The organism is Fretibacter rubidus (assembly GCF_041429785.1).
GTDB classification, from domain to species: domain Bacteria; phylum Pseudomonadota; class Alphaproteobacteria; order Caulobacterales; family Maricaulaceae; genus Fretibacter; species Fretibacter rubidus.
The window spans coordinates 3,311,440-3,328,865 of sequence record NZ_CP163423.1 but is presented as its reverse complement, the minus strand read 5'-3'; the positions used below and the strand labels follow the sequence as shown (position 1 = coordinate 3,328,865).

The 17,426-nt window shown below is 52.0% G+C and carries 20 protein-coding genes; 11 read left to right on the top strand and 9 right to left on the bottom strand.

All coding sequences use genetic code 11. The annotated features are described in order from the left end of the window. Window positions 1-93: 93 nt before the first annotated feature. The 5 genes from AB6B37_RS15365 to AB6B37_RS15345 all read left to right on the top strand — a co-directional run bounded on the left by AB6B37_RS15365 (window position 94) and on the right by AB6B37_RS15345 (window position 2,940). Window positions 94-831: a fasciclin domain-containing protein gene (locus tag AB6B37_RS15365; RefSeq protein ID WP_371396731.1), complete on the top strand. Its 738-nt coding sequence runs from the start codon at window positions 94-96 to the stop codon at window positions 829-831. Between the two features lie 133 nt (window positions 832-964). Further along, window positions 965-1,288: a YbjQ family protein gene (locus AB6B37_RS15360; protein WP_371396730.1), complete on the top strand. Its 324-nt coding sequence runs from the start codon at window positions 965-967 to the stop codon at window positions 1,286-1,288. Beyond that, window positions 1,288-1,740 carry a YbjQ family protein gene (locus AB6B37_RS15355; RefSeq protein ID WP_371396729.1) on the top strand — a complete coding sequence of 151 codons (453 nt, stop codon included), beginning with the start codon at window positions 1,288-1,290 and terminating at the stop codon, window positions 1,738-1,740. The genes AB6B37_RS15360 and AB6B37_RS15355 overlap by 1 nt, the downstream gene beginning before the upstream one ends. 1 nt (window position 1,741) lies before the next feature. Beyond that, window positions 1,742-2,599: a lysophospholipase gene (locus AB6B37_RS15350; RefSeq protein WP_371396728.1), complete on the top strand. Its 858-nt coding sequence runs from the start codon at window positions 1,742-1,744 to the stop codon at window positions 2,597-2,599. Continuing rightward, window positions 2,596-2,940, top strand: coding sequence for an ArsC/Spx/MgsR family protein (locus AB6B37_RS15345; RefSeq protein WP_371396727.1), 345 nt, complete (start codon window positions 2,596-2,598; stop codon window positions 2,938-2,940). The genes AB6B37_RS15350 and AB6B37_RS15345 overlap by 4 nt, the downstream gene beginning before the upstream one ends. A gap of 75 nt (window positions 2,941-3,015) precedes the next feature. Here AB6B37_RS15345 and AB6B37_RS15340 read toward each other — a convergent pair whose 3' ends face one another. The 4 genes from AB6B37_RS15340 to rsmI all read right to left on the bottom strand — a co-directional run bounded on the left by AB6B37_RS15340 (window position 3,016) and on the right by rsmI (window position 6,646). Beyond that, complete coding sequence (locus AB6B37_RS15340; protein WP_371396726.1) at window positions 3,016-4,086, bottom strand: BON domain-containing protein; 1,071 nt, start codon at window positions 4,084-4,086, stop codon at window positions 3,016-3,018. Between the two features lie 212 nt (window positions 4,087-4,298). Continuing rightward, window positions 4,299-5,108: an ATP-grasp domain-containing protein gene (locus tag AB6B37_RS15335; protein ID WP_371396725.1), complete on the bottom strand. Its 810-nt coding sequence runs from the start codon at window positions 5,106-5,108 to the stop codon at window positions 4,299-4,301. A gap of 217 nt (window positions 5,109-5,325) precedes the next feature. Beyond that, the gene (locus AB6B37_RS15330) at window positions 5,326-5,700 is read right to left on the bottom strand and encodes a YraN family protein (protein ID WP_371396724.1); all 375 of its coding nucleotides are present in this window, start codon (window positions 5,698-5,700) and stop codon (window positions 5,326-5,328) included. A 13-nt stretch (window positions 5,701-5,713) separates the two neighbouring features. Further along, entirely contained in the window at window positions 5,714-6,646 is a 933-nt protein-coding gene (gene rsmI / locus AB6B37_RS15325; RefSeq protein ID WP_371396723.1) for a 16S rRNA (cytidine(1402)-2'-O)-methyltransferase, read from the bottom strand. A 28-nt stretch (window positions 6,647-6,674) separates the two neighbouring features. Between rsmI and AB6B37_RS15320 the strand changes: the two genes are divergently transcribed. Next, window positions 6,675-8,033 carry a penicillin-binding protein activator gene (locus AB6B37_RS15320; protein WP_371396722.1) on the top strand — a complete coding sequence of 453 codons (1,359 nt, stop codon included), beginning with the start codon at window positions 6,675-6,677 and terminating at the stop codon, window positions 8,031-8,033. 6 nt (window positions 8,034-8,039) lie between these two features. Here AB6B37_RS15320 and hemW read toward each other — a convergent pair whose 3' ends face one another. Then, entirely contained in the window at window positions 8,040-9,215 is a 1,176-nt protein-coding gene (gene hemW, locus AB6B37_RS15315) for a radical SAM family heme chaperone HemW (RefSeq protein ID WP_371396721.1), read from the bottom strand. A gap of 7 nt (window positions 9,216-9,222) precedes the next feature. Continuing rightward, complete coding sequence (rdgB, locus tag AB6B37_RS15310; RefSeq protein ID WP_371396720.1) at window positions 9,223-9,849, bottom strand: RdgB/HAM1 family non-canonical purine NTP pyrophosphatase; 627 nt, start codon at window positions 9,847-9,849, stop codon at window positions 9,223-9,225. A gap of 154 nt (window positions 9,850-10,003) precedes the next feature. On the opposite strand from rdgB, the gene AB6B37_RS15305 reads away from it, so the two are divergent. The 3 genes from AB6B37_RS15305 to AB6B37_RS15295 are packed head-to-tail and all read left to right on the top strand — an operon-like array spanning window position 10,004 to window position 11,322. After that, window positions 10,004-10,573, top strand: coding sequence for a DUF2975 domain-containing protein (locus AB6B37_RS15305; protein ID WP_371396719.1), 570 nt, complete (start codon window positions 10,004-10,006; stop codon window positions 10,571-10,573). Continuing rightward, window positions 10,573-10,824 carry a helix-turn-helix domain-containing protein gene (locus AB6B37_RS15300; protein WP_371396718.1) on the top strand — a complete coding sequence of 84 codons (252 nt, stop codon included), beginning with the start codon at window positions 10,573-10,575 and terminating at the stop codon, window positions 10,822-10,824. Before AB6B37_RS15305 ends, AB6B37_RS15300 begins: the two co-directional genes overlap by 1 nt. Window positions 10,825-10,836: 12 nt before the next feature. Beyond that, complete coding sequence (locus AB6B37_RS15295; RefSeq protein WP_371396717.1) at window positions 10,837-11,322, top strand: gluconokinase; 486 nt, start codon at window positions 10,837-10,839, stop codon at window positions 11,320-11,322. On the opposite strand, the gene AB6B37_RS15290 is transcribed toward AB6B37_RS15295, so the two are convergent. Together AB6B37_RS15290 and AB6B37_RS15285 are read right to left on the bottom strand one after the other, a co-directional pair. After that, window positions 11,319-12,671 carry a gluconate:H+ symporter gene (locus AB6B37_RS15290; RefSeq protein ID WP_371396716.1) on the bottom strand — a complete coding sequence of 451 codons (1,353 nt, stop codon included), beginning with the start codon at window positions 12,669-12,671 and terminating at the stop codon, window positions 11,319-11,321. The genes AB6B37_RS15295 and AB6B37_RS15290 overlap by 4 nt on opposite strands. Before the next feature lie 2 nt (window positions 12,672-12,673). Beyond that, window positions 12,674-13,819, bottom strand: a complete 1,146-nt coding sequence (locus AB6B37_RS15285; protein ID WP_371396715.1) for an SMP-30/gluconolactonase/LRE family protein — start codon at window positions 13,817-13,819, stop codon at window positions 12,674-12,676. Between the two features lie 178 nt (window positions 13,820-13,997). Between AB6B37_RS15285 and AB6B37_RS15280 the strand changes: the two genes are divergently transcribed. Beyond that, entirely contained in the window at window positions 13,998-15,104 is a 1,107-nt protein-coding gene (locus AB6B37_RS15280) for a DNA cytosine methyltransferase (protein ID WP_371396713.1), read from the top strand. Further along, a complete protein-coding gene (locus AB6B37_RS15275; RefSeq protein WP_371396712.1) occupies window positions 15,091-16,197 on the top strand; it encodes an HpaII family restriction endonuclease in 1,107 nt (368 codons plus the stop codon). The genes AB6B37_RS15280 and AB6B37_RS15275 overlap by 14 nt, the downstream gene beginning before the upstream one ends. Window positions 16,198-16,242: 45 nt before the next feature. On the opposite strand, the gene ispG is transcribed toward AB6B37_RS15275, so the two are convergent. Further along, complete coding sequence (gene ispG, locus AB6B37_RS15270) at window positions 16,243-17,358, bottom strand: flavodoxin-dependent (E)-4-hydroxy-3-methylbut-2-enyl-diphosphate synthase (protein ID WP_371396711.1); 1,116 nt, start codon at window positions 17,356-17,358, stop codon at window positions 16,243-16,245. Between the last annotated feature and the right edge of the window lie 68 nt (window positions 17,359-17,426).

Genomic DNA, 17,426 nt, shown 5'->3' with positions numbered 1-17,426 from the left:
GTAACCGCAATAATGACTCATCTGTAAGGATTAATTTGCAACGATTGGGGTTTGACCCCGTTTCTTCATTATAACCAATTAATGGAGAACAGCATGACACATATTTTTAAGACCCTATCCGTATCCGCGATTGCAATTTTGGCAACAGGCTGCGCATCGAACTATTTAGATGATAGCCAAAAAATTGGCGTGAATGATAGCGATAGCTATAGCGCCACCAATAGTGATGCAACTGACGGCCTAGACGATAAATACAAAGTCGGCGTCAATGATGACGACAGCTATGAGTCTTCCATGGACGACATGACGTCTAAGGATAAAATGAAGTCTAAAGACAAAATGGACGCCAAAGGCCCCATGGTCGGCGGCGCCATGATGTATCCCAATAGAACGATTGTCCAAAACGCATCAAGTGCGAGCAATTTGACAACATTAGTCGCCGCAGTGAAACAAGCGGAGCTGGTTGATACATTATCAAGCGATGGTCCGTTCACGGTCTTTGCACCGACAGACACAGCGTTTTCAATGGTCGATAGCGACACAATCGGCATGTTGATGAAAGACGAGAACCGCGAGCAATTGCAAAAAGTCCTCACCGCCCATGTCGTCTCTGGTAAGATTATGGCGTCAGACGTCATCAAAATGGTCAACGATAATGGCGGTAGCTACGCAGCCCAAACGGTATCCGGTGACACGCTAACCTTTTACGTCATGGACGGTGACGTCAAAGTCGCCGATGAATCAGGACGTTTGGCAACAGTATCACAAGCCGATGTGAAACAATCAAATGGCGTCGTCCATGTGGTCAATTCGGTCCTTATTCCGAAGTAGACACATTTAAAAACGAAATGAAACACCGCCAGCCTTGGCGGTGTTTTGCTATGGGGGCCCTTACATCCAGACGATTTATTATCTTGCGCTAGACACAGCCACACGCCACATTAAGCGCTAAGAGGAGAGCGCTATGTATAATATTTTAATGACCAATCTGGAAACCGTGCCGGGGCGACCGATTGTTAAACATATTGGCCTTGTCCAAGGCAGCACTGTGCGGGCCAAACATGTGGGCCGCGATATTATGGCGGGACTTAAGAATATCGTCGGCGGGGAGCTGCGCGGCTATACAGAACTGCTGAATGATGCCCGCCAAGAAGCCGTCACCCGTATGCTCGACGAGGCGCAACAACGCGGGGCCAATGCGGTGGTCAATGTACGCTTTTCCACCAGTTCCGTCACGGCGGGCGCGTCAGAGCTTTATTGTTACGGCACAGCGGTGGTGGTTGAATAATGGGCAGCTTAATTGTCTTTATATCGCTCCTCGCGCTCGGCTTTTTTGTCGGCCGCATGCAAGAACGCAATCACTATAAACAACTGGAAACAGACGAGGCCGCGCTGTCCCATATCATGGATTGCAACATCAAAACCGTACCCGATAGCTTTCAAGCCGGCGGCGCGCTGGTGTCGGGCAATGTCGTGATTGCCGTCGATTATTTCAAATTTTTCGTGGCGAGTTGGAAAATGATTTTTGGCGGACGACTGCGCAGCTATGAAAGCTTGGTCGAGCGCGCACGGCGTGAAGCGCTGGTGCGGTTGAAAAAGCAAGCGGACGCGATGGGCGCAGACGCGGTCTATAATGTGCGTTTTGAATTTTCCACCATTGGCCAACAACCAAAAGCAAGCGGCGTCGAGCTGCTGGCTTACGGGACAGCGGTGAAACGCTTTGCAGGATTTAAGGCCTAGCGTGGAGACGCTATCCCTGACATCGCGTGACGGCACAGCGCTGCACGGCGTTATCCTTGCCGCGCCAGATAATCCCAAAGCGGTGATGACCCTTATCCACGGTTTCGGCGAACATTCTGCGCGCTATCAAGCCATGGCGGATGTGCTAGCGATGTCTGGTATTGCCGTGATCAGCGGTGACTTGCGCGGACATGGGCAGTCAGACGGCAAGCGCGGCAGTGTGAATAGCTACCAAGACTTGCGTGATGATTTGGACGCGATACTGACAGCCACGCGCGCGCGGTTTTCAGGCGTGCCGCATGTGCTTTACGGTCATTCTATGGGCGGGGGGCTGGTGCTGCACCATTTACTGGACAGCCCTGAGGTTGGCCATGACCTCTATAGTGTCATTGCGTCTGCGCCGCTACTGGCGTTGAAATCACCGCCCGGTAAGCTGGCGGAAATGGCGGTGCGTGGCCTGTCTAAAATCGCGCCGGGCCTCGTGATAAAATCACCGATTGACGGCACAAAAATATCGACCCTCCCCGCCGAGCAATCAGCCTATGTCAATGACCCGCTGACCCATGGGTCGATGAACGCGCGACTAGCCGTCGGTATGGTCGAGGCGGGACAGGCGGCCAGCGCAGCTGCGTCTAACTGGAATATTCCGCTGCTGCTCATGCATGCGCAGGACGACAGGCTTACCGATGTCACGGCGTCCATGGATTTTGCCGCCCAAGCGAAGCAGTGTCAGTTTCACGCCTTTGATAATGTCGAACATGAAATGCACAATGACAGCTGCCGAGAGGCGGTTTACACCCTGATGCGGGACTTCATTTTAGAGACAACAAAGACCAAGCAAAAGAGACTGACCCCATGACCACGCTGACTGTGTACCATCTAAAAACCTGCGACACCTGCCGCAAGGCGGTTAAAGCCCTATTAAACAGTCATGATCTGACGTTGGTTGATGTGCGCGCCGACGGGGTGAGTGAGGCTGTGCTAAAAGACATAGCGGCCTCTGTGGGCTGGGAAGCGCTGCTGAACACGCGCTCGACGACATGGCGCGGGCTTGATGATAGCGAGAAAACGGATATGTCGGAGGCCAAGGCCGTCACCCTCATGATAACCCATCCAACCCTGATAAAGCGTCCCGTCATCACGGACGGCACAGATATAACAGTTGGCTGGAAAGCCCCGCAACAAGAACGGTGGCTATAAACTATTACGTATTATAAATTATACGATTATCGTAATAATGCCTCTTTAAAGCCTCAGAATCTAGCGTCCCAGAATCTAGCGCCCCTGTATAAATGATACAGGGATTTCTTTGCCTGTTTCCGGGTCGATATAAAACGGCTCGCTCTCGATAATAGAGACCGCTTCTCCTGCCGCCCCACCACGGTAAGCGCCGAGTGCGTCATCCGTCGGGAAGGCTTTGCCAAGCTGATCGCCCATATCACCAATCTTGGCAGGGGCTGTCGGCCCTAAGGGGATAGCATTATCAGGCACGGGCAGTTTCGCCCCTGTCGCGGGATCAATGTAATACGGCGTTTGAGGGCCGAGCGCAGGCGCGCTTGGCGTGGCGGATAAACCTTGTGGCAGCGCGCGGTATTGGGGCTGTCCAGAGTTTGCCGACCCAGCTTGGGCCGACCCAATTTCCGCAGAGGCCGCAGGCGCTTGCGGCGCGGTGTAGCTTTGATAGTTTTGCGGCGCGACGAGTGGCTGATAGCTGCCTGTGTCGTAATTTGGTGTGGGCACAGCGGGTGCACTATAACCCACAGGCGTGTTGGGCGCATTATCGGCGAGCTTCATATAAGAGACAACTTCGCGCGCGCCGCTGGTCGTGGAGGCGATACGGGCAGCGCGTTCAAGCTCTTGCGGGGTGCGGGCCACGCCGAGCAAATAGACGATCCCGTCATGGCTCTCGACATTAATATTGCGGCCTTTGACCGATTTATCGGCGAGCAAACGCGTCTTCACGCTACTGGTCAGGACACTGTCTTTGGTGCTGCGCACAAAGCTACGGCCGTTTTTAATCTGAATTTCATTGCCGACTTCATCGACACGCGGGGCGGACCAGGCAATGCGCTCGGCCTCAATCTTGGTTGCTTGGTCGGGGACATTCCCAGACAGCACAACAATGCCTTCGGCGACTTCGACATCGACATGTTTAAGCTTGAAATCTGCCGCGCGGGTCATGCGCGCTTTGATCGCGCGGCCAGCATTGACGTCATTGAGCGACCGCACGAAATTACGCTCATCCCCCTTTTTAACGCCCGCCGTTGTCACGGCACAGCCAGACATCGCGGTCACAGATAAGCCAAGAGCGGCAGAGACGAGGAGATTTACGGTTAATTTTTTCATAACCCCCGCATAACCCCCAATCGTTAGACAAAGGTTACCAAAACACGATTGTGATAAGATGGTAAGGTTTTGGAGAGTTTTGAGGGCGGGGTAGTTTTGGGAAGGCGGTTGAGGGGCACCCGCTTAGCGGTCGTTTGCTAGTGTCTTATTTGGAGCGATTTTAAGCCGCTCGGTTTTGGTAGCTTTGTTGGCAAAACGGACACGAGCACTAGCTATAATTTTGCTAAGACATCAGCCCATAAGATCTGTGGTATGATATCAGTATACCCAGATTCTTGGCCATCATTGCATTCAATCACTATCCATTGGCCGTCGTTCGTTTTGGCAAAATCTATAACTAAGAAAGGCACATCCACTCTCTTGGCCGCCTCACGCGCAAGCTCTAATCCTTTGTTCAGATCAGGTGTTGAATACATCGGTACTTGGTACCAATATCTGCCACAACCCACGCAATTTCCATTCCACCAAAAAGAGCGGTATTCCAGTGACGTTGGCACTTGATGTGGCACTACTCCCGCAACTTTTTTGAGAGGAACGAACTCTCTAATTACAGGCTTTTGCCAATGAAGAATCTCATCTTGGCGGTAATACGCCTTAATTTTTTCATACTGAATGCGGTTTTTTGCAATTGAGAGAGCTGCGCTATGCTTGCTAGTTTGGCGCGAGCCCTTGATAAATACCGGCCAATCGAAATTTTTTTCAACTATTTCAGAGTTTGGAAGCAAATCAAAAATCATAGACCGAGGGGTCAAATCCTCAATCAGTGGATACCATTTATCCAATTCTGTTGCTCGTAAATGCTCTTCGGGTGTATTTACGAGTCGAAGCCCGTGACCAAGCATTTCTTTATATTTGGCCTCATAATCGCCTACCGCTCCAAGTCTCAGGACACACAGTTTTTCCTCATTAAATCGGTATGGGTGACTAGTTCTAAAATATAAATCAAAATTAAAGTCATATACTGAAACGCCGATCGTTTCAGATACTATCACAAGCTTACCTTCGATTTGTGTCGTGTTCATTCTACCTAGTAACATCGCCCAATAAATTTATCGATTAAAATGATGAAGTTCGCCGATAAGCCCGCTGTCCACCTTCGGATAATTGCAGTCTGAAACGAGTGGCATATTTTTGGGCAAAAACTGCCTCATTGCCAAAACATTACCAGCGGCCGTTTTTGGGCGTTTATTGCCGCCCAGCACACTCCCTCAAAACCTCTGCCAAACCCCTCGCCCACACCTACTCCAGCCGCCACGCGTCGATGATATGCTCCACTTTCCAGCGCAGTGGGCTCGCCCCGATGAGGAAAACCGCGTCAAAGCGCACGCCGAGGCCCTGCGCGAACGCGTTATCGCTGATATAAATATCTGCCGCGCCGTCAATGCGGTGCTCGGCGGCGCGGGTGATGCTTTCATGGGCGTCGAGGCGGGATTGGCGTTGCTTGACCTCGACAATGACGAGGCAGTCTTTGTGACGGGCGATGATATCAATCTCGCCTTCGCGAGTTTTATAGCGCTGCTCTAGGATTTTATAGCCTTTGAGCCGCAGATAATTCACGGCAAATTTTTCCGCGAGGCGTCCTGCCTTTTCATAATCTTGGCGGGTTTTTCTCATTTTCTACTTTGTCTCATTTTAAAGAGAGCGCCAGTTGATAGACATCGCGTTTCGCCCAGCCTGACAGTTCTGCGATATGGGCGCTGGCGCGTTTAACGCCCATCTGGGGAATGGCGTCGGAAAGCCCTGCGGTGACAGCGGCTTCGTCCCAAATATCGCCCGCATCCGACGGGCCAATGAGCAGCACAATTTCGCCGCGCGGCGGGTCGTCTGTGACGCTATCGATCAGCGCGCTTAAAGACCCGCGCCGCGTCTCCTCATAACGCTTGGTCAACTCCCGCGCGACCGCGCCTTGCCGGTCGCCCAGCACGCTCAGCGCGTCAGATAGGCAGTCTTTAATCCGGCCGCCGCTTTCAAAAAATATCAACGTGCCCGGCGTCGTTTTAAACCGCGCGAGGGCCGTTTGCCGCGCCGATGATTTGGGCGGCAAAAATCCAGCAAAGGTAAAACAATCTGACGGCAGCGCAGAGGCGACCAAGCCCGCCAGCACCGCCGATGCGCCGGGCAGCGGGTAAATATCAACGCCAGCCTCCACCGCCGCGCGGGCGAGCTTAAACCCCGGGTCAGAGACAAGCGGCGTACCCGCATCAGAGACTTGGGCAATCACGCGCCCGTCCAACAACTCTTTAATCACGCCAGGCACACGTTTTGCCGCATTATGGTCATGATAGGCCGATAAAGGCGTTTTAATATCATAAGCGTCCAGCAATTTTCGGGTCTGGCGTGTGTCTTCGGCCAGGATTAAATCCGCCCCCCGCAACACATCCAGCGCGCGCAAGGTGATGTCGCGCAAATTCCCAATGGGGGTGGCGACGATATAAAGGCCAGATGCGAGTGTCAGAGGAGCCAGGGTCTGTGTGTTTGCCCCTGCATCAAGGGATTGCGAACGACCGCCACCCTGATTAGGGTGCGAATTGACAATTGGATGGTTTGGGGTATCAGCCATGCTAAAACTATAAGCGGGAAAGCCCATCATGGCGAATGAATTTAAAGCTAAACTTTTACGCAGTCTCGCGCTTGGCACGGCCGCGCTCACGCTAGTCGCCTGTGCGTCGACACCCGCGCCCGTACGAACGCCTGGGCCAAGCGTCCCCGTTAATCAACCTGTGCCAATGCCCGAACAACCCATTGAAGCGGACACGCCGACCACGCCTGATGACACCGACCAAGTTGAAACAGACGTCGAACCGGACGAACCCGTCCGTGTGACGCGCAACGGCCTGACCCCGCCGCATATGCAGGGTCGGGATTTAAAACGTATTGGATTATTGCTCCCGTTTTCGGCGAAATCCGACCGCTTGCGCGAAGAAGCGAACTCTATGTTAAAGGCGGCGGAACTAGCCATTTTTGACCGCGAAGCCGCTGATATTGTGCTGGTGACCCTCGATAGCCAAGGCACAGCGTCAGGCGCGCGCAATGCCGCCGCTGTCGCGGCCAAGGCCGGTGTTGACGTCATCCTTGGCCCTGTCTTGGCCGGGTCTGTGCGCGCGGCGGCCAATGAAGTGCGGTCAAAGAACATCCCCGTTGTTGCCTTTTCCACCGATCAAACTGTGGCGGGGCGCGGGACATATCTTTTGTCTTTCCCCCCCGAAGCAGAAGTCGAGCGGATTGTTGAATATACCGCCACAACAGGCGTGACGCGTTTTGCTATATTGGGCCCTGATAGCGCCTATGGCCGCCGCGTCGCCGCACAATACCGCGAAACGGTCGAGGCTGTGGGCGGGACATTAACCGCGGCGGAAAGCTACCGCGGTGATGATATTTCTGTCATGCAAGGCCCCGCACAAAAGCTCGCCAAAGCCTTTGAAGCGCAAGACCTTGCGACCAATAACCAAGGACCGATGGCCTTTGAAGCCATCATGCTGCCCGAAGGCGGCACACCGCTACGATCGTTAGCGCCTCTCTTGCCCTATTTTTATGACGGCACAGCAGAGGCACAATTCCTTGGCACGGGACGGTGGCAGAATGAGGACACAGCGCGCGAGCCTGCGCTGAAGAACGGTATCTTTGCGGGCCCTGATGAAGCGCCGCGCAAAGCGTTTACCGATCATTATGACCGCAGTTACGGCGAAGATCCATCAGCGCTGGCGAGCCTTGCTTATGACGCGATTAATGTCGGGGCGGTGATTGCGGACGGTAATCCAAAATCACGCGGCAAACGCGCCGAAGACCCGATTGGGTTTTACGGCGCGAACGGTTTCGTGCGCTTTAATCCTGACGGGACACCTGATCGGGGCCTTGCGATTTTCCAAATCCAAAATGGCCGTTACCGCATCATTGAACCTGCGCCCAAAACCGCAGAGGATATGGACGCAGCGGAACCGGCTTTATAAAAAGGTTTATGCGCCGAGCAATTTGGCGCTAATGGTATTTAAGACCGCCCGCCCTGATGGGGTGGCGAATATCCGCCCCTCTTTGGTGTCTAAAAACCCGTGCTCTGTCATCGTCTCAATAACTGCCTTAGGCAGATCTTCGCCTGTGATGTCTTTATAAGTCCTAAGTGAAATACCTTCATTAATCCGAAGACCCATCATGATATATTCCTCGCCCCATGCAGCAGGCGACAGCGCGTCATCATCAACCAGCGCCGTGCCTTTAGCCCTCACCCGCGCCGTATAATCCTGCGGGCGTTTCGCGCAGACTGTGGCGTAGCGCACACCGTCCTTAGTCACGCGCCCATGCGCGCTTGATGCCTCTGTGACGCGCCCATGCGCGCCGGGACCAACCCCGACATAATCCCAACCCCGCCAATAGGCGAGGTTATGCTGTGAGGCATGGCCCGGCTTGGCATGGTTTGACACTTCGTAATGGTCATAACCCGCCGCGCCGAGAACCGCCGTCCCGTGATAATAAAGGTCGCTGCTGCTATCATCATCAACGGCTTTGTCTTCGCCGCGCGCTTTGGCTTTGGCAAAGGCTGTCCCGGGTTCAATGGTCAGCTGGTAGGCCGAGATATGATGCGGCGAAAGCGTGAGCGCGCGTGATAAATCCGCGTCCCAATCCTGCACGCTTTGCCCGCTATGGCCAAAGATTAAATCAAGCGACACAGACGGAAATATATCCATAGCCGTTTGCGCTGCACGGTATCCACCCGCCCCGTCATGGTCACGACCCAAAGCACGGAGCACATCATCATCAAAGCTTTGTACACCCAATGACAAGCGGTTAACGCCGACATCACGAAAGGCAGTCCATTTTTGCGCGGCCGCATCGGTCGGATTGGCCTCCAGCGCAATTTCGCAGCCCTTGGGCAAGCCCCAGAGCCTATCGACCGCCGTCAAGACGGCCCCAATTTGCGCGTCCGTCATCAGCGACGGCGTCCCCCCACCGAAATGCACAGAGGTAATCTCGCGCGCGCCTGTGCGCTGACGCCATGTTGATAGGTCGTCAATAATGGCGCTCAAAAGGGCCGTCTTCTCCGCCGTGTTATCCCTGTTCTTAAAGACATTGAAATCGCAATAGGGGCAGATTCGCGCGCAATAGGGCCAATGCACATAAACAGCTAAAGGGAGCATGTTGGCGCTATTGGTCAAATTCAGCGTTTAGAAATTTTTTGAACGCATCCGCGCGGTGGCTCTTGGCGTGTTTTTCAGCGGGACTAATCTCGCCGCATGTTTTCGTGTCGCCAATCATTTGAAAAATAGGATCATAGCCAAAGCCGTTGGTGCCGCGCGGAGGCCAGACGATATTGCCTTCAACTGACCCCTCATAAACGCGTGATGTTCCGTCAGGAAAGGCCAAGCAAAGCGCGCAAACAAAGCGCGCCGTTGTTGGCCCGCCCGCGCGTTGCATCCCGTCCCAGACATGCCACATGGCCATATCAAAATCGCGGCGCGGGCCGTTTGTCCAGTCAAGCTCTGACGCTGGCACCTCGGCCCAGCGTGCGGCGTAAATCCCCGGCTCCCCGCCCAGCGCGTCTACGGCAAGCCCGCTATCATCAGACAAAGCCGGTAAGCCAGAGGCGACAGCGGCTGCGACAGCCTTCAGCCGCGCGTTGCCTTCAAACGTCAGTTCTGTCTCGTCCGGCTCAGCCAGATTAAGCTCTGCTGCGCTAACCGTTTTGATGCCAAGCGGACGCAAGAGATCATCAATTTCGCGAACCTTCCCCGCATTATGGGTGGCAAGAACTATTGTGTTAAAATCAGGCATAAAGACTCCTTTGACGGCTGTCATAGCGCAGTGGGCGCGGCATCACTAGGGGCATGATTGGCGCAGTTGATAGCCCGTAACTGAGTTTTTCTGTGCAAGTGCTTGCAAAACAACCCATTATTGAATAACGATAAGACGGATTGAAGGTTATTTTATGATCAATGATAATGATATCGATGATGTTGACGGCTTTGGGGGTGACGCCCTGCCCGCGAAAAATACAAAAATCGCGCGGCTATTGAGTACGATTTTAAAAATTGCCAGCGTGATTTTGGGCTTTGTTGTTATCTCCATGCTTATTCTGGCGGGTGTCATGTTTATCCCGGGCCTAGGCGAAGGGTTCATGGCCGATTACGTGTCAGAAGGCGGTCTTGATGTCGGCAGCACAACAGGGCTTGGGTTCGCCTATCTCGGTACGGCCATTATTGCGGCAGCCTATTTTTTTGTCGTCAGAATTTTAAGCAAGGTTGTCAAAACTCTACTGGCGGGTGATCCTTTTGTGCCAGAAAATATTTCGCGGCTACGGTCAATCTGGATTATTATCGCGGCGGCTGAAATCTTGCGCACCTTTTTGCGCGTCATTGCAACGGCAACAGGAAATGACGGCGACATCACCTTATCCATTAGTCCTGGCACGTGGTTCCTCGTCTTTGTGATTGCCGCCCTGGCCGAGGTGTTCAGGCACGGCGCAGAATTGCGCCGCGATGCGGAGTTAACGGTCTAATGGCGATTAAAGTAAACCTTGACCGTGTGCTTTTGGACCGTGGTATGTCGTTGACCGATTTGGCCGAACGCGTTGGCATTACGCTTGCCAATTTGTCGATTTTAAAAACAGGCAAAGCCCGTGCCGTCCGCTTTACGACATTGGAAGCGCTGTGCCGGGAACTAAATTGTCAGCCCGCAGATATCCTTGTCTATATTCCCGATGAAGCGGAAGACCCCGTCACGGGCAATCTTCGCGACGCTGCCGAGTAAGTCACGGTCTTTATGCCCCATTATATTATTATGGGTGTTTCGGGATGCGGAAAATCCACGATTGGGCGCGCGCTAGCACAGCGGCTAGACCGGCCTTTCATCGAAGGCGATGATTATCACCCGCCATGCAATATCGATAAAATGCGAGCGGGCAAGCCGCTGTCCAATGATGACCGCAAGGATTGGATTACAGGCTTATGTGCCGCGATAAATGAAAGCCCGGCCTCCGTGACGGCCTGTTCGGCGTTAAACGAAACGGTGCGCGGCTGGTTACGAGACAGCCTTAAGACAGCCCCCGTCTTTATATATCTGCACGGATCCGAGGCCGTAATTAGACAGCGCCTATCCACCCGCACAGATCACTATTTTGACCCGGTGTTACTGGACAGTCAGTTCAAAGCGCTGCACGTTCCAAAGGACGCGGTGAGCATCACAATCGACAATTCGCCCGAGGCTATCGTCAAAGACATCCTGCGCGCGTTAGACAAGGCGCATTAGACAAAAAGGGATAACACACAACACACCAAAAATCCGACGACCCCAATCAGCGTGGTCGAGACGGTCCATGTCTTTAGCGTCTGCGCCTCAGACAATCCTAAATAACGACTGACGAGCCAAAATCCGCTATCATTGACATGGGACACAATCGACGCGCCAGAGGCAATCGCAATCACAAGCAGCGCCAAATCTGCGCCCTCAACGCCTGCCACAGCCGCAACGGGCGCGGTTAATCCCGCCGCCGTAATCATCGCCACAGTCGCAGACCCTTGGGCGACGCGCACAATGCCAGCCACTAAAAACGCGAAAAGCAATAACGGCATGGAGCCCGCCGATAAGGCCTCGGCTAGGGCTTTGCCCGCGCCGCTGTCCACCAAAATTTGTTTAAACACGCCCCCTGCCCCGGTGACCAAGACGACAAGCCCGGCAGGTTCTAGTGATTTTAGCATCGCATTATGCAGCGCGGATTTATCCATGCCGCGCATCACGCCGAAAATCACCCATGCATAAAGACAGGCAATAAGTAAGGCGACAAAAGGATGCCCGATAAATAGCACGGTGTTTTTTAAAGGCATGGGCAAGGACAGCGCGCCAGAGGCTGTCAGCGCGGTGAGCACTGTCGCGGATAATATTAAAACCAGCGGCAAGAGAATAACCGACATGGCGGCGTTAAAGCTTACCGGATTTTGCGGCGTGTCTATGTCGGGCGCAAAATCAATGGGTAATGTGCTTTGCAAATCGGGGCGGTCCGCAATTATGCGGGCCAATAACGGCCCTGCGATCATCATAGCGGGTAATCCCGCCAACACGCCAAAGACAATAACCCAGCCCAAATCTGCGCCTAAAATCTCTGATACCGCAATGGGTCCGGGCGTGGGCGGGATAAAGGCATGGGTGACCGCCAACCCCGCAAGCAAAGGGATAGCGAAATAGATAATCGATTTTCCCGTTTTATCGCGCAGCCCCAACAGCACAGGCATAAGGATAATAAAGGCCACATCAAAGAACACAGGGATAGCAACCAAAAAGCCGATAAAGCCCAAAGCCCCTTGGGCGCGGTGCTCTCCGAACCGTTTTAATATCGTATCCGATATCGCGCTAACGCCGCCCGATATTTCCAAGAGCGCGCCCATCATGGCGCCTAATCCCACGACGACAGCGACAAAGCCCAGCGTGCCGCCCATGCCGTTTTTCACCGCCGTAATCACATCCATAGGCTCCATACCCACCGACAAGCCAAAGCCGAGCGAGACAAGCAGCAGCGCGATAAAGGCTGGCAACCGAAATTTCAAAACCAAGATTAAAAGCGCCGCAATCGACAGCGCCGTCATGACCAGCGGGTAAGCCATCCCTAAAGCCCCAAACCCTTCACGCTCAGTTTCACGCGCGCGAGGAACGCGCCCGATGTGATATAAAGCTGATCACCAGCCGCCCCACCAAAAGTGCAATTGGCCGCCGCTGTGCCCGTGGATATGAGCGCAATTCGCGTCCTATCAGGCGCGAAGACGTGCACGCCGCCCGGGCCGGTCGCGAACAGATGCCCGTCTTCGCTCATCGCCATGCCGTCGGGTAATCCGGGGGCGGCGTCACCAACCAAATCTGTGAAATCAAACAGCACATTACGCGATGTCGGTTGGCCCGATGCGTTTAAATCATAGCGGTATATCTTTGCCGCAGCCGGATCAGACACAGCCACATAAAGCGTGCGCTCATCAGGGGACAATATGATGCCATTGGGAAAGCTCAGGCTTTTATCGATGACAGAAATCGTGCCGTCTGGCGCGCGGCGATAGACCCCGTTGAACGGTATTTCCTTGGCAGGAGACGTGTTCATTCCCTTTAGACCATAAGGTGGATCGGTAAAATATAGCGCGCCATTTTGGGCCAGCACGACATCATTAGGGCTGTTAAATTTACGGCCCTGATAATTATTTGCGAGAACAGTTTTCGTCTTATCCGATAATCGCAGGGCCATGACCGCGCGGTTGCCATGATCGCCCATAATCAACATGTCGTCCCCGCCGTTAATCAAACCGTTCGCCCCGGCCTCTCGGAAAATGCTCATATCGATATTGGGGCTCGCGGCAGCGTCAAATCCCGACGGTTTTAGAAATTCCGTAACCCCGCCCGCATCGGTAAATTGATAGAGTGTGTTTTGCGGCACATCCGTAAAATAAAGCGTCCCGCCCGACGGCTCCCGCACATCCGCGACCCAAACCGGGCCTTCAGACCACCAAAACATATCGGGGGATAAGCGCTCAATCTCCGCCCCCTGCGGGATAACAGCATCCGCCGCGCCTAGGAGCCGCGTGATAGTCCCGATACCAGAAGGGGTCGCAATAGGGTGCGCAGTGACAGAAGAGGCAGGGGCCGACGTAGGCGCATCCTTCACTGACACCGCTGTCGGTGATTCACCCCCATCAGGCGCGACAGCGCTGTCACAAGCGGAGATTAAAAAAGCGGCAAGAGTAGCCGCGAGGATGCGAGTGATGGTCATGATGGTGTCCCCTGTTTTGGGGAGAGTAGCATGCGGCGCGGGGTTTGGGGAAGTAAATGCTTCTCATGCGTTTGAAATATTCAGGCTCTTAAATTACATATATGTGTAACTCATCCGCCAGATATCAGTTGCATATCCTGAGATTATCAGCAGATTAGGATCAAGGAAGAAATAAACCGTGAATGAACTAACGAACATTACATTTTCAGAATTACGCCGATCTGCTAATTTATCAGTCTCTGGAGCAGCTTCATTTCTTCACGTATCCGAAGAAGAAATTCTCGCAATTGAAAGCGGAGCAAAAAAACTTGATGTATCCACAATGCTAGCTTTAAAAGGATTGTCTCTGGTTGGTGGTAAAAATGAACTACATTTACAGAATGATTATAATCGAAAACTAAAATTTATTGATTTATTCGCAGGCATAGGTGGATTTCACCTCGCCTTTCATTCACTGGGTGGCGAATGCGTTTTTGCTTCTGAGATTAATCAATATGCTCGAAAGACGTATATTCATAATCATAAAAAAACGTCTCCTAATCTATTTAAAACAAATAATTTTGTAGGGGACATAAAAACTGTTGAGCCTTCTGAAATCCCTGACTTTGATGTTTTATGCGGAGGCTTTCCGTGCCAGCCGTTCTCACAGGCTGGATATAAAAGAGGTTTTAATGAAACTAAAGAAGATAGAGGCAACCTGTTTTTCAGAATCGTTGATATTATAAAAGCTAAAAAACCAGCTGCTTTTTTCCTAGAGAACGTAAGGCATATAAAGAACCACGATGAAGGCCGCACCTTTAGAATAGTTCAACAAATGCTAGAAGCCGAAGGATATTCATTCCTTTACAAGATGGTGAAAGCTTCTGATCATGGCTTGCCACAGCACAGACCTAGAATTTTTATGGTAGGCTTCAAAGGTGAGACGACACAAGACAGTAAATTTGAGTTTCCTAATGCAGAACCTTTAAACATGACAATGTCAGACATTTTTGGAAGGCCATGTAATAAGCCAGTTGGCTACACACTCCGGGTTGGAGGAAGAGGCTCTGGTCTTATGGATAGGCGCAACTGGGATACCTATGCTGTTGATGGAGAAATCGTAAGATTGTCGAGTGTCGAGGGTAAAAAAATGATGGGTTTACCCATGGACTTTGAATTTCCCGTTTCAGAAACACAAGCAATGAAACAACTAGGGAATTCAGTTGCTGTTCCAGCGGTCAGAGCTACCGCTGAGAAGATGATTGAGTATTTGGCCTTAGTAAAGGAACGAAATGCTAAGGGGTAATAAAGGCGAATGGGCCGAATTATATGCTTTTCTAAAAATACTCAGTGATCAGAAACTACCTTCTGCAAATGAAACTTTAGAAATTGAGCCAGATCGTTTTTTTGAATTTTTAAGAGTGCATTGGAATGATCCGCAAAATGGTCCAACACTGTATGAATTACACACCGATTATATTGAGATTTTAAATTCAGAAAAAAGTATCACCAAAGTAATTCCTGTTTCCGTAATATCTTCAAAGCTTAATTCAATTTTCAAAGAAATCATTTCTGGAAAGGGAAGGTCTTTTACAGCACCAGTTGCCGAAAGCCTTATGAGTGAATTAAATCGGACTAGTTTGAAAGCTCCGAGTGCTGACAAAGCAGATATTCTCACAACTATAATTGATAGAAATACCAACACCCCTGAACTTTCTGGGTTTTCTGTAAAATCTATCTTAAAAAGTCAGGCGACTCTACTTAATGCATCTGGACAGACATTGTTTCGGTTTAAGTTATTAGGACTGGAAAGTAGAGACCCAGAAAGTATTGCAGATGAAATTGCAGCCATAGACGAAAGCAATTCGGCTAGCTATTATTTCGATAGAATGAAAAAGATTTATGATCTGGGTGGTAAGCTCGAATTTAGCTCCATGCTATCAAATAATTTTGAAAACACCTTGAGGAAAATCGACACAATGATGCCAGAATTTGTGGCGGAAATGCTAATCGGTTATTTTTCTAAAAAAGGTAGAAGTTTGTCGGAGTTAGTAAAGTATCTAACCAATTCTGATCTCACCAAAAAACAATTTAATTTCTCTTTGGAAAGAGGAGACTATGAATTTAAAATAAAACAATTGCTTGCTGCCAGTGCATTAGGCATGCAACCCGCTAAGCCATGGGACGGCATGATGAAGGCATCTGGTGGGTATCTCGTTGTCGTGCGAAATGGTGACGTTTTATGTTACCATGCATTTAATCGCGATGTTTTTCTAAGTTATCTTTTCAACAACACTATTTTTGAAAGTCCTGCGGGTCGAACGGCTCCATACATGAAAGTTATGCAGATAGATGGCAATTTATTTCTAGATTTAAAACTTCAAATTCGTTTTTCATAGTTAGACTTACCCACGCAACTCCCCAGCTCAAACTGAACCGAGTAACTAACCTACCGCCCGCAACTCCGCCGCACGCGCCTCAACCTTCGCCACGATATCATCCACCATATCGTCATTATCCGTTTTCCCGGTCTTCTTCCCTGCGTGATACATCATGCCGTATCCTGCGCTGCCGCCTGTGAAGCCGATGTCTGTGAACATGGCTTCGCCAGGGCCGTTGACGACGCAGCCGATGATGGACAGGGAAATGGGTTCCGAGATATGCGCGAGGCGGTCTTCTAGGATTTGTACGGTTTTAATAACGTCAAAGCCTTGGCGGGCGCAGCTTGGGCAGGAAATGATGTTGACCCCGCGCGTGCGCAGGCCCAGCGATTTTAGCATATCAAAGCCGACTTTGATTTCCTCAACAGGATCCGCAGATAATGACACGCGAATGGTGTCGCCAATGCCCGCCCATAAAAGGCTACCCATACCAATGGAGGATTTGACCGTGCCGATGCGCGCACCGCCCGCCTCTGTTATGCCCAAATGCAGCGGCGCGTCTGTGGCATCGGCAAGCTGGTGATAGGCGGCCACGGTGAGGAACATGTCTGATGCCTTGACCGAGATTTTATAATCGCGAAAGTTTTCGTCATCCAGCATACGCGCGTGCATAAGCGCGCTTTCGACCATAGCGTCGGGGCAAGGTTCGCCGTATTTTTCGAGCAAGTCCCGTTCTAGGCTGCCGCCGTTCACGCCAATGCGGATGGAACAGCCATTATCGCGCGCGGCCGCGACGACCTCTTTCACCCGGTGCTGCCCCCCGATATTGCCCGGATTAATGCGCAGGCAGGCGGCCCCATTGGCGGCGGCTTCGATACCGCGTTTATAATGAAAATGAATATCAGCGACCAGCGGCACAGAGACCTCTTTGACGATGTCTTTCAGCGCGGCGGCACTATCGGGGTCAGGGACAGAGACGCGGACAATATCGGCGCCTGCGGCCTCTAGCTCCCTGATTTGTCCAACCGTTGCCGCCACGTCATGGGTCAGCGTATTGGTCATGCTTTGCACCGCAATCGGTGCGTCGCCGCCCACAGGGACTTTGCCCACCATAATCTGGCGGCATTTGCGGCGGGTGATGGTCCGCCAAGGACGGATTTGTGTGATATCTGTAGCCATGAACCTGTTGTAGCGCGGGCACATGTCAAATTAAAGACAAAACGGTGTTTAAATCAGCACAGCGGGAG

Excerpts from the sequence above, each read along its gene's own strand:
- AB6B37_RS15300 (WP_371396718.1), top strand. The coding sequence starts at position 10,573 with ATGGCGATTAAAGTAAACCTTGACCGTGTGCTTTTGGACCGTGGTATG.
- hemW (WP_371396721.1), bottom strand. The coding sequence starts at position 9,215 with ATGCTCCCTTTAGCTGTTTATGTGCATTGGCCCTATTGCGCGCGAATC.
- AB6B37_RS15295 (WP_371396717.1), top strand. The coding sequence starts at position 10,837 with ATGCCCCATTATATTATTATGGGTGTTTCGGGATGCGGAAAATCCACG.
- AB6B37_RS15320 (WP_371396722.1), top strand. The coding sequence starts at position 6,675 with ATGGCGAATGAATTTAAAGCTAAACTTTTACGCAGTCTCGCGCTTGGC.
- AB6B37_RS15340 (WP_371396726.1), bottom strand. The coding sequence starts at position 4,086 with ATGAAAAAATTAACCGTAAATCTCCTCGTCTCTGCCGCTCTTGGCTTA.
- AB6B37_RS15330 (WP_371396724.1), bottom strand. The coding sequence starts at position 5,700 with ATGAGAAAAACCCGCCAAGATTATGAAAAGGCAGGACGCCTCGCGGAA.
- AB6B37_RS15290 (WP_371396716.1), bottom strand. The coding sequence starts at position 12,671 with ATGGCTTACCCGCTGGTCATGACGGCGCTGTCGATTGCGGCGCTTTTA.
- AB6B37_RS15275 (WP_371396712.1), top strand. The coding sequence starts at position 15,091 with ATGCTAAGGGGTAATAAAGGCGAATGGGCCGAATTATATGCTTTTCTA.
- AB6B37_RS15360 (WP_371396730.1), top strand. The coding sequence starts at position 965 with ATGTATAATATTTTAATGACCAATCTGGAAACCGTGCCGGGGCGACCG.
- AB6B37_RS15365 (WP_371396731.1), top strand. The coding sequence starts at position 94 with ATGACACATATTTTTAAGACCCTATCCGTATCCGCGATTGCAATTTTG.
- AB6B37_RS15285 (WP_371396715.1), bottom strand. The coding sequence starts at position 13,819 with ATGACCATCACTCGCATCCTCGCGGCTACTCTTGCCGCTTTTTTAATC.
- AB6B37_RS15345 (WP_371396727.1), top strand. The coding sequence starts at position 2,596 with ATGACCACGCTGACTGTGTACCATCTAAAAACCTGCGACACCTGCCGC.
- AB6B37_RS15305 (WP_371396719.1), top strand. The coding sequence starts at position 10,004 with ATGATCAATGATAATGATATCGATGATGTTGACGGCTTTGGGGGTGAC.
- ispG (WP_371396711.1), bottom strand. The coding sequence starts at position 17,358 with ATGGCTACAGATATCACACAAATCCGTCCTTGGCGGACCATCACCCGC.
- rdgB (WP_371396720.1), bottom strand. The coding sequence starts at position 9,849 with ATGCCTGATTTTAACACAATAGTTCTTGCCACCCATAATGCGGGGAAG.
- rsmI (WP_371396723.1), bottom strand. The coding sequence starts at position 6,646 with ATGGCTGATACCCCAAACCATCCAATTGTCAATTCGCACCCTAATCAG.
- AB6B37_RS15335 (WP_371396725.1), bottom strand. The coding sequence starts at position 5,108 with ATGAACACGACACAAATCGAAGGTAAGCTTGTGATAGTATCTGAAACG.
- AB6B37_RS15355 (WP_371396729.1), top strand. The coding sequence starts at position 1,288 with ATGGGCAGCTTAATTGTCTTTATATCGCTCCTCGCGCTCGGCTTTTTT.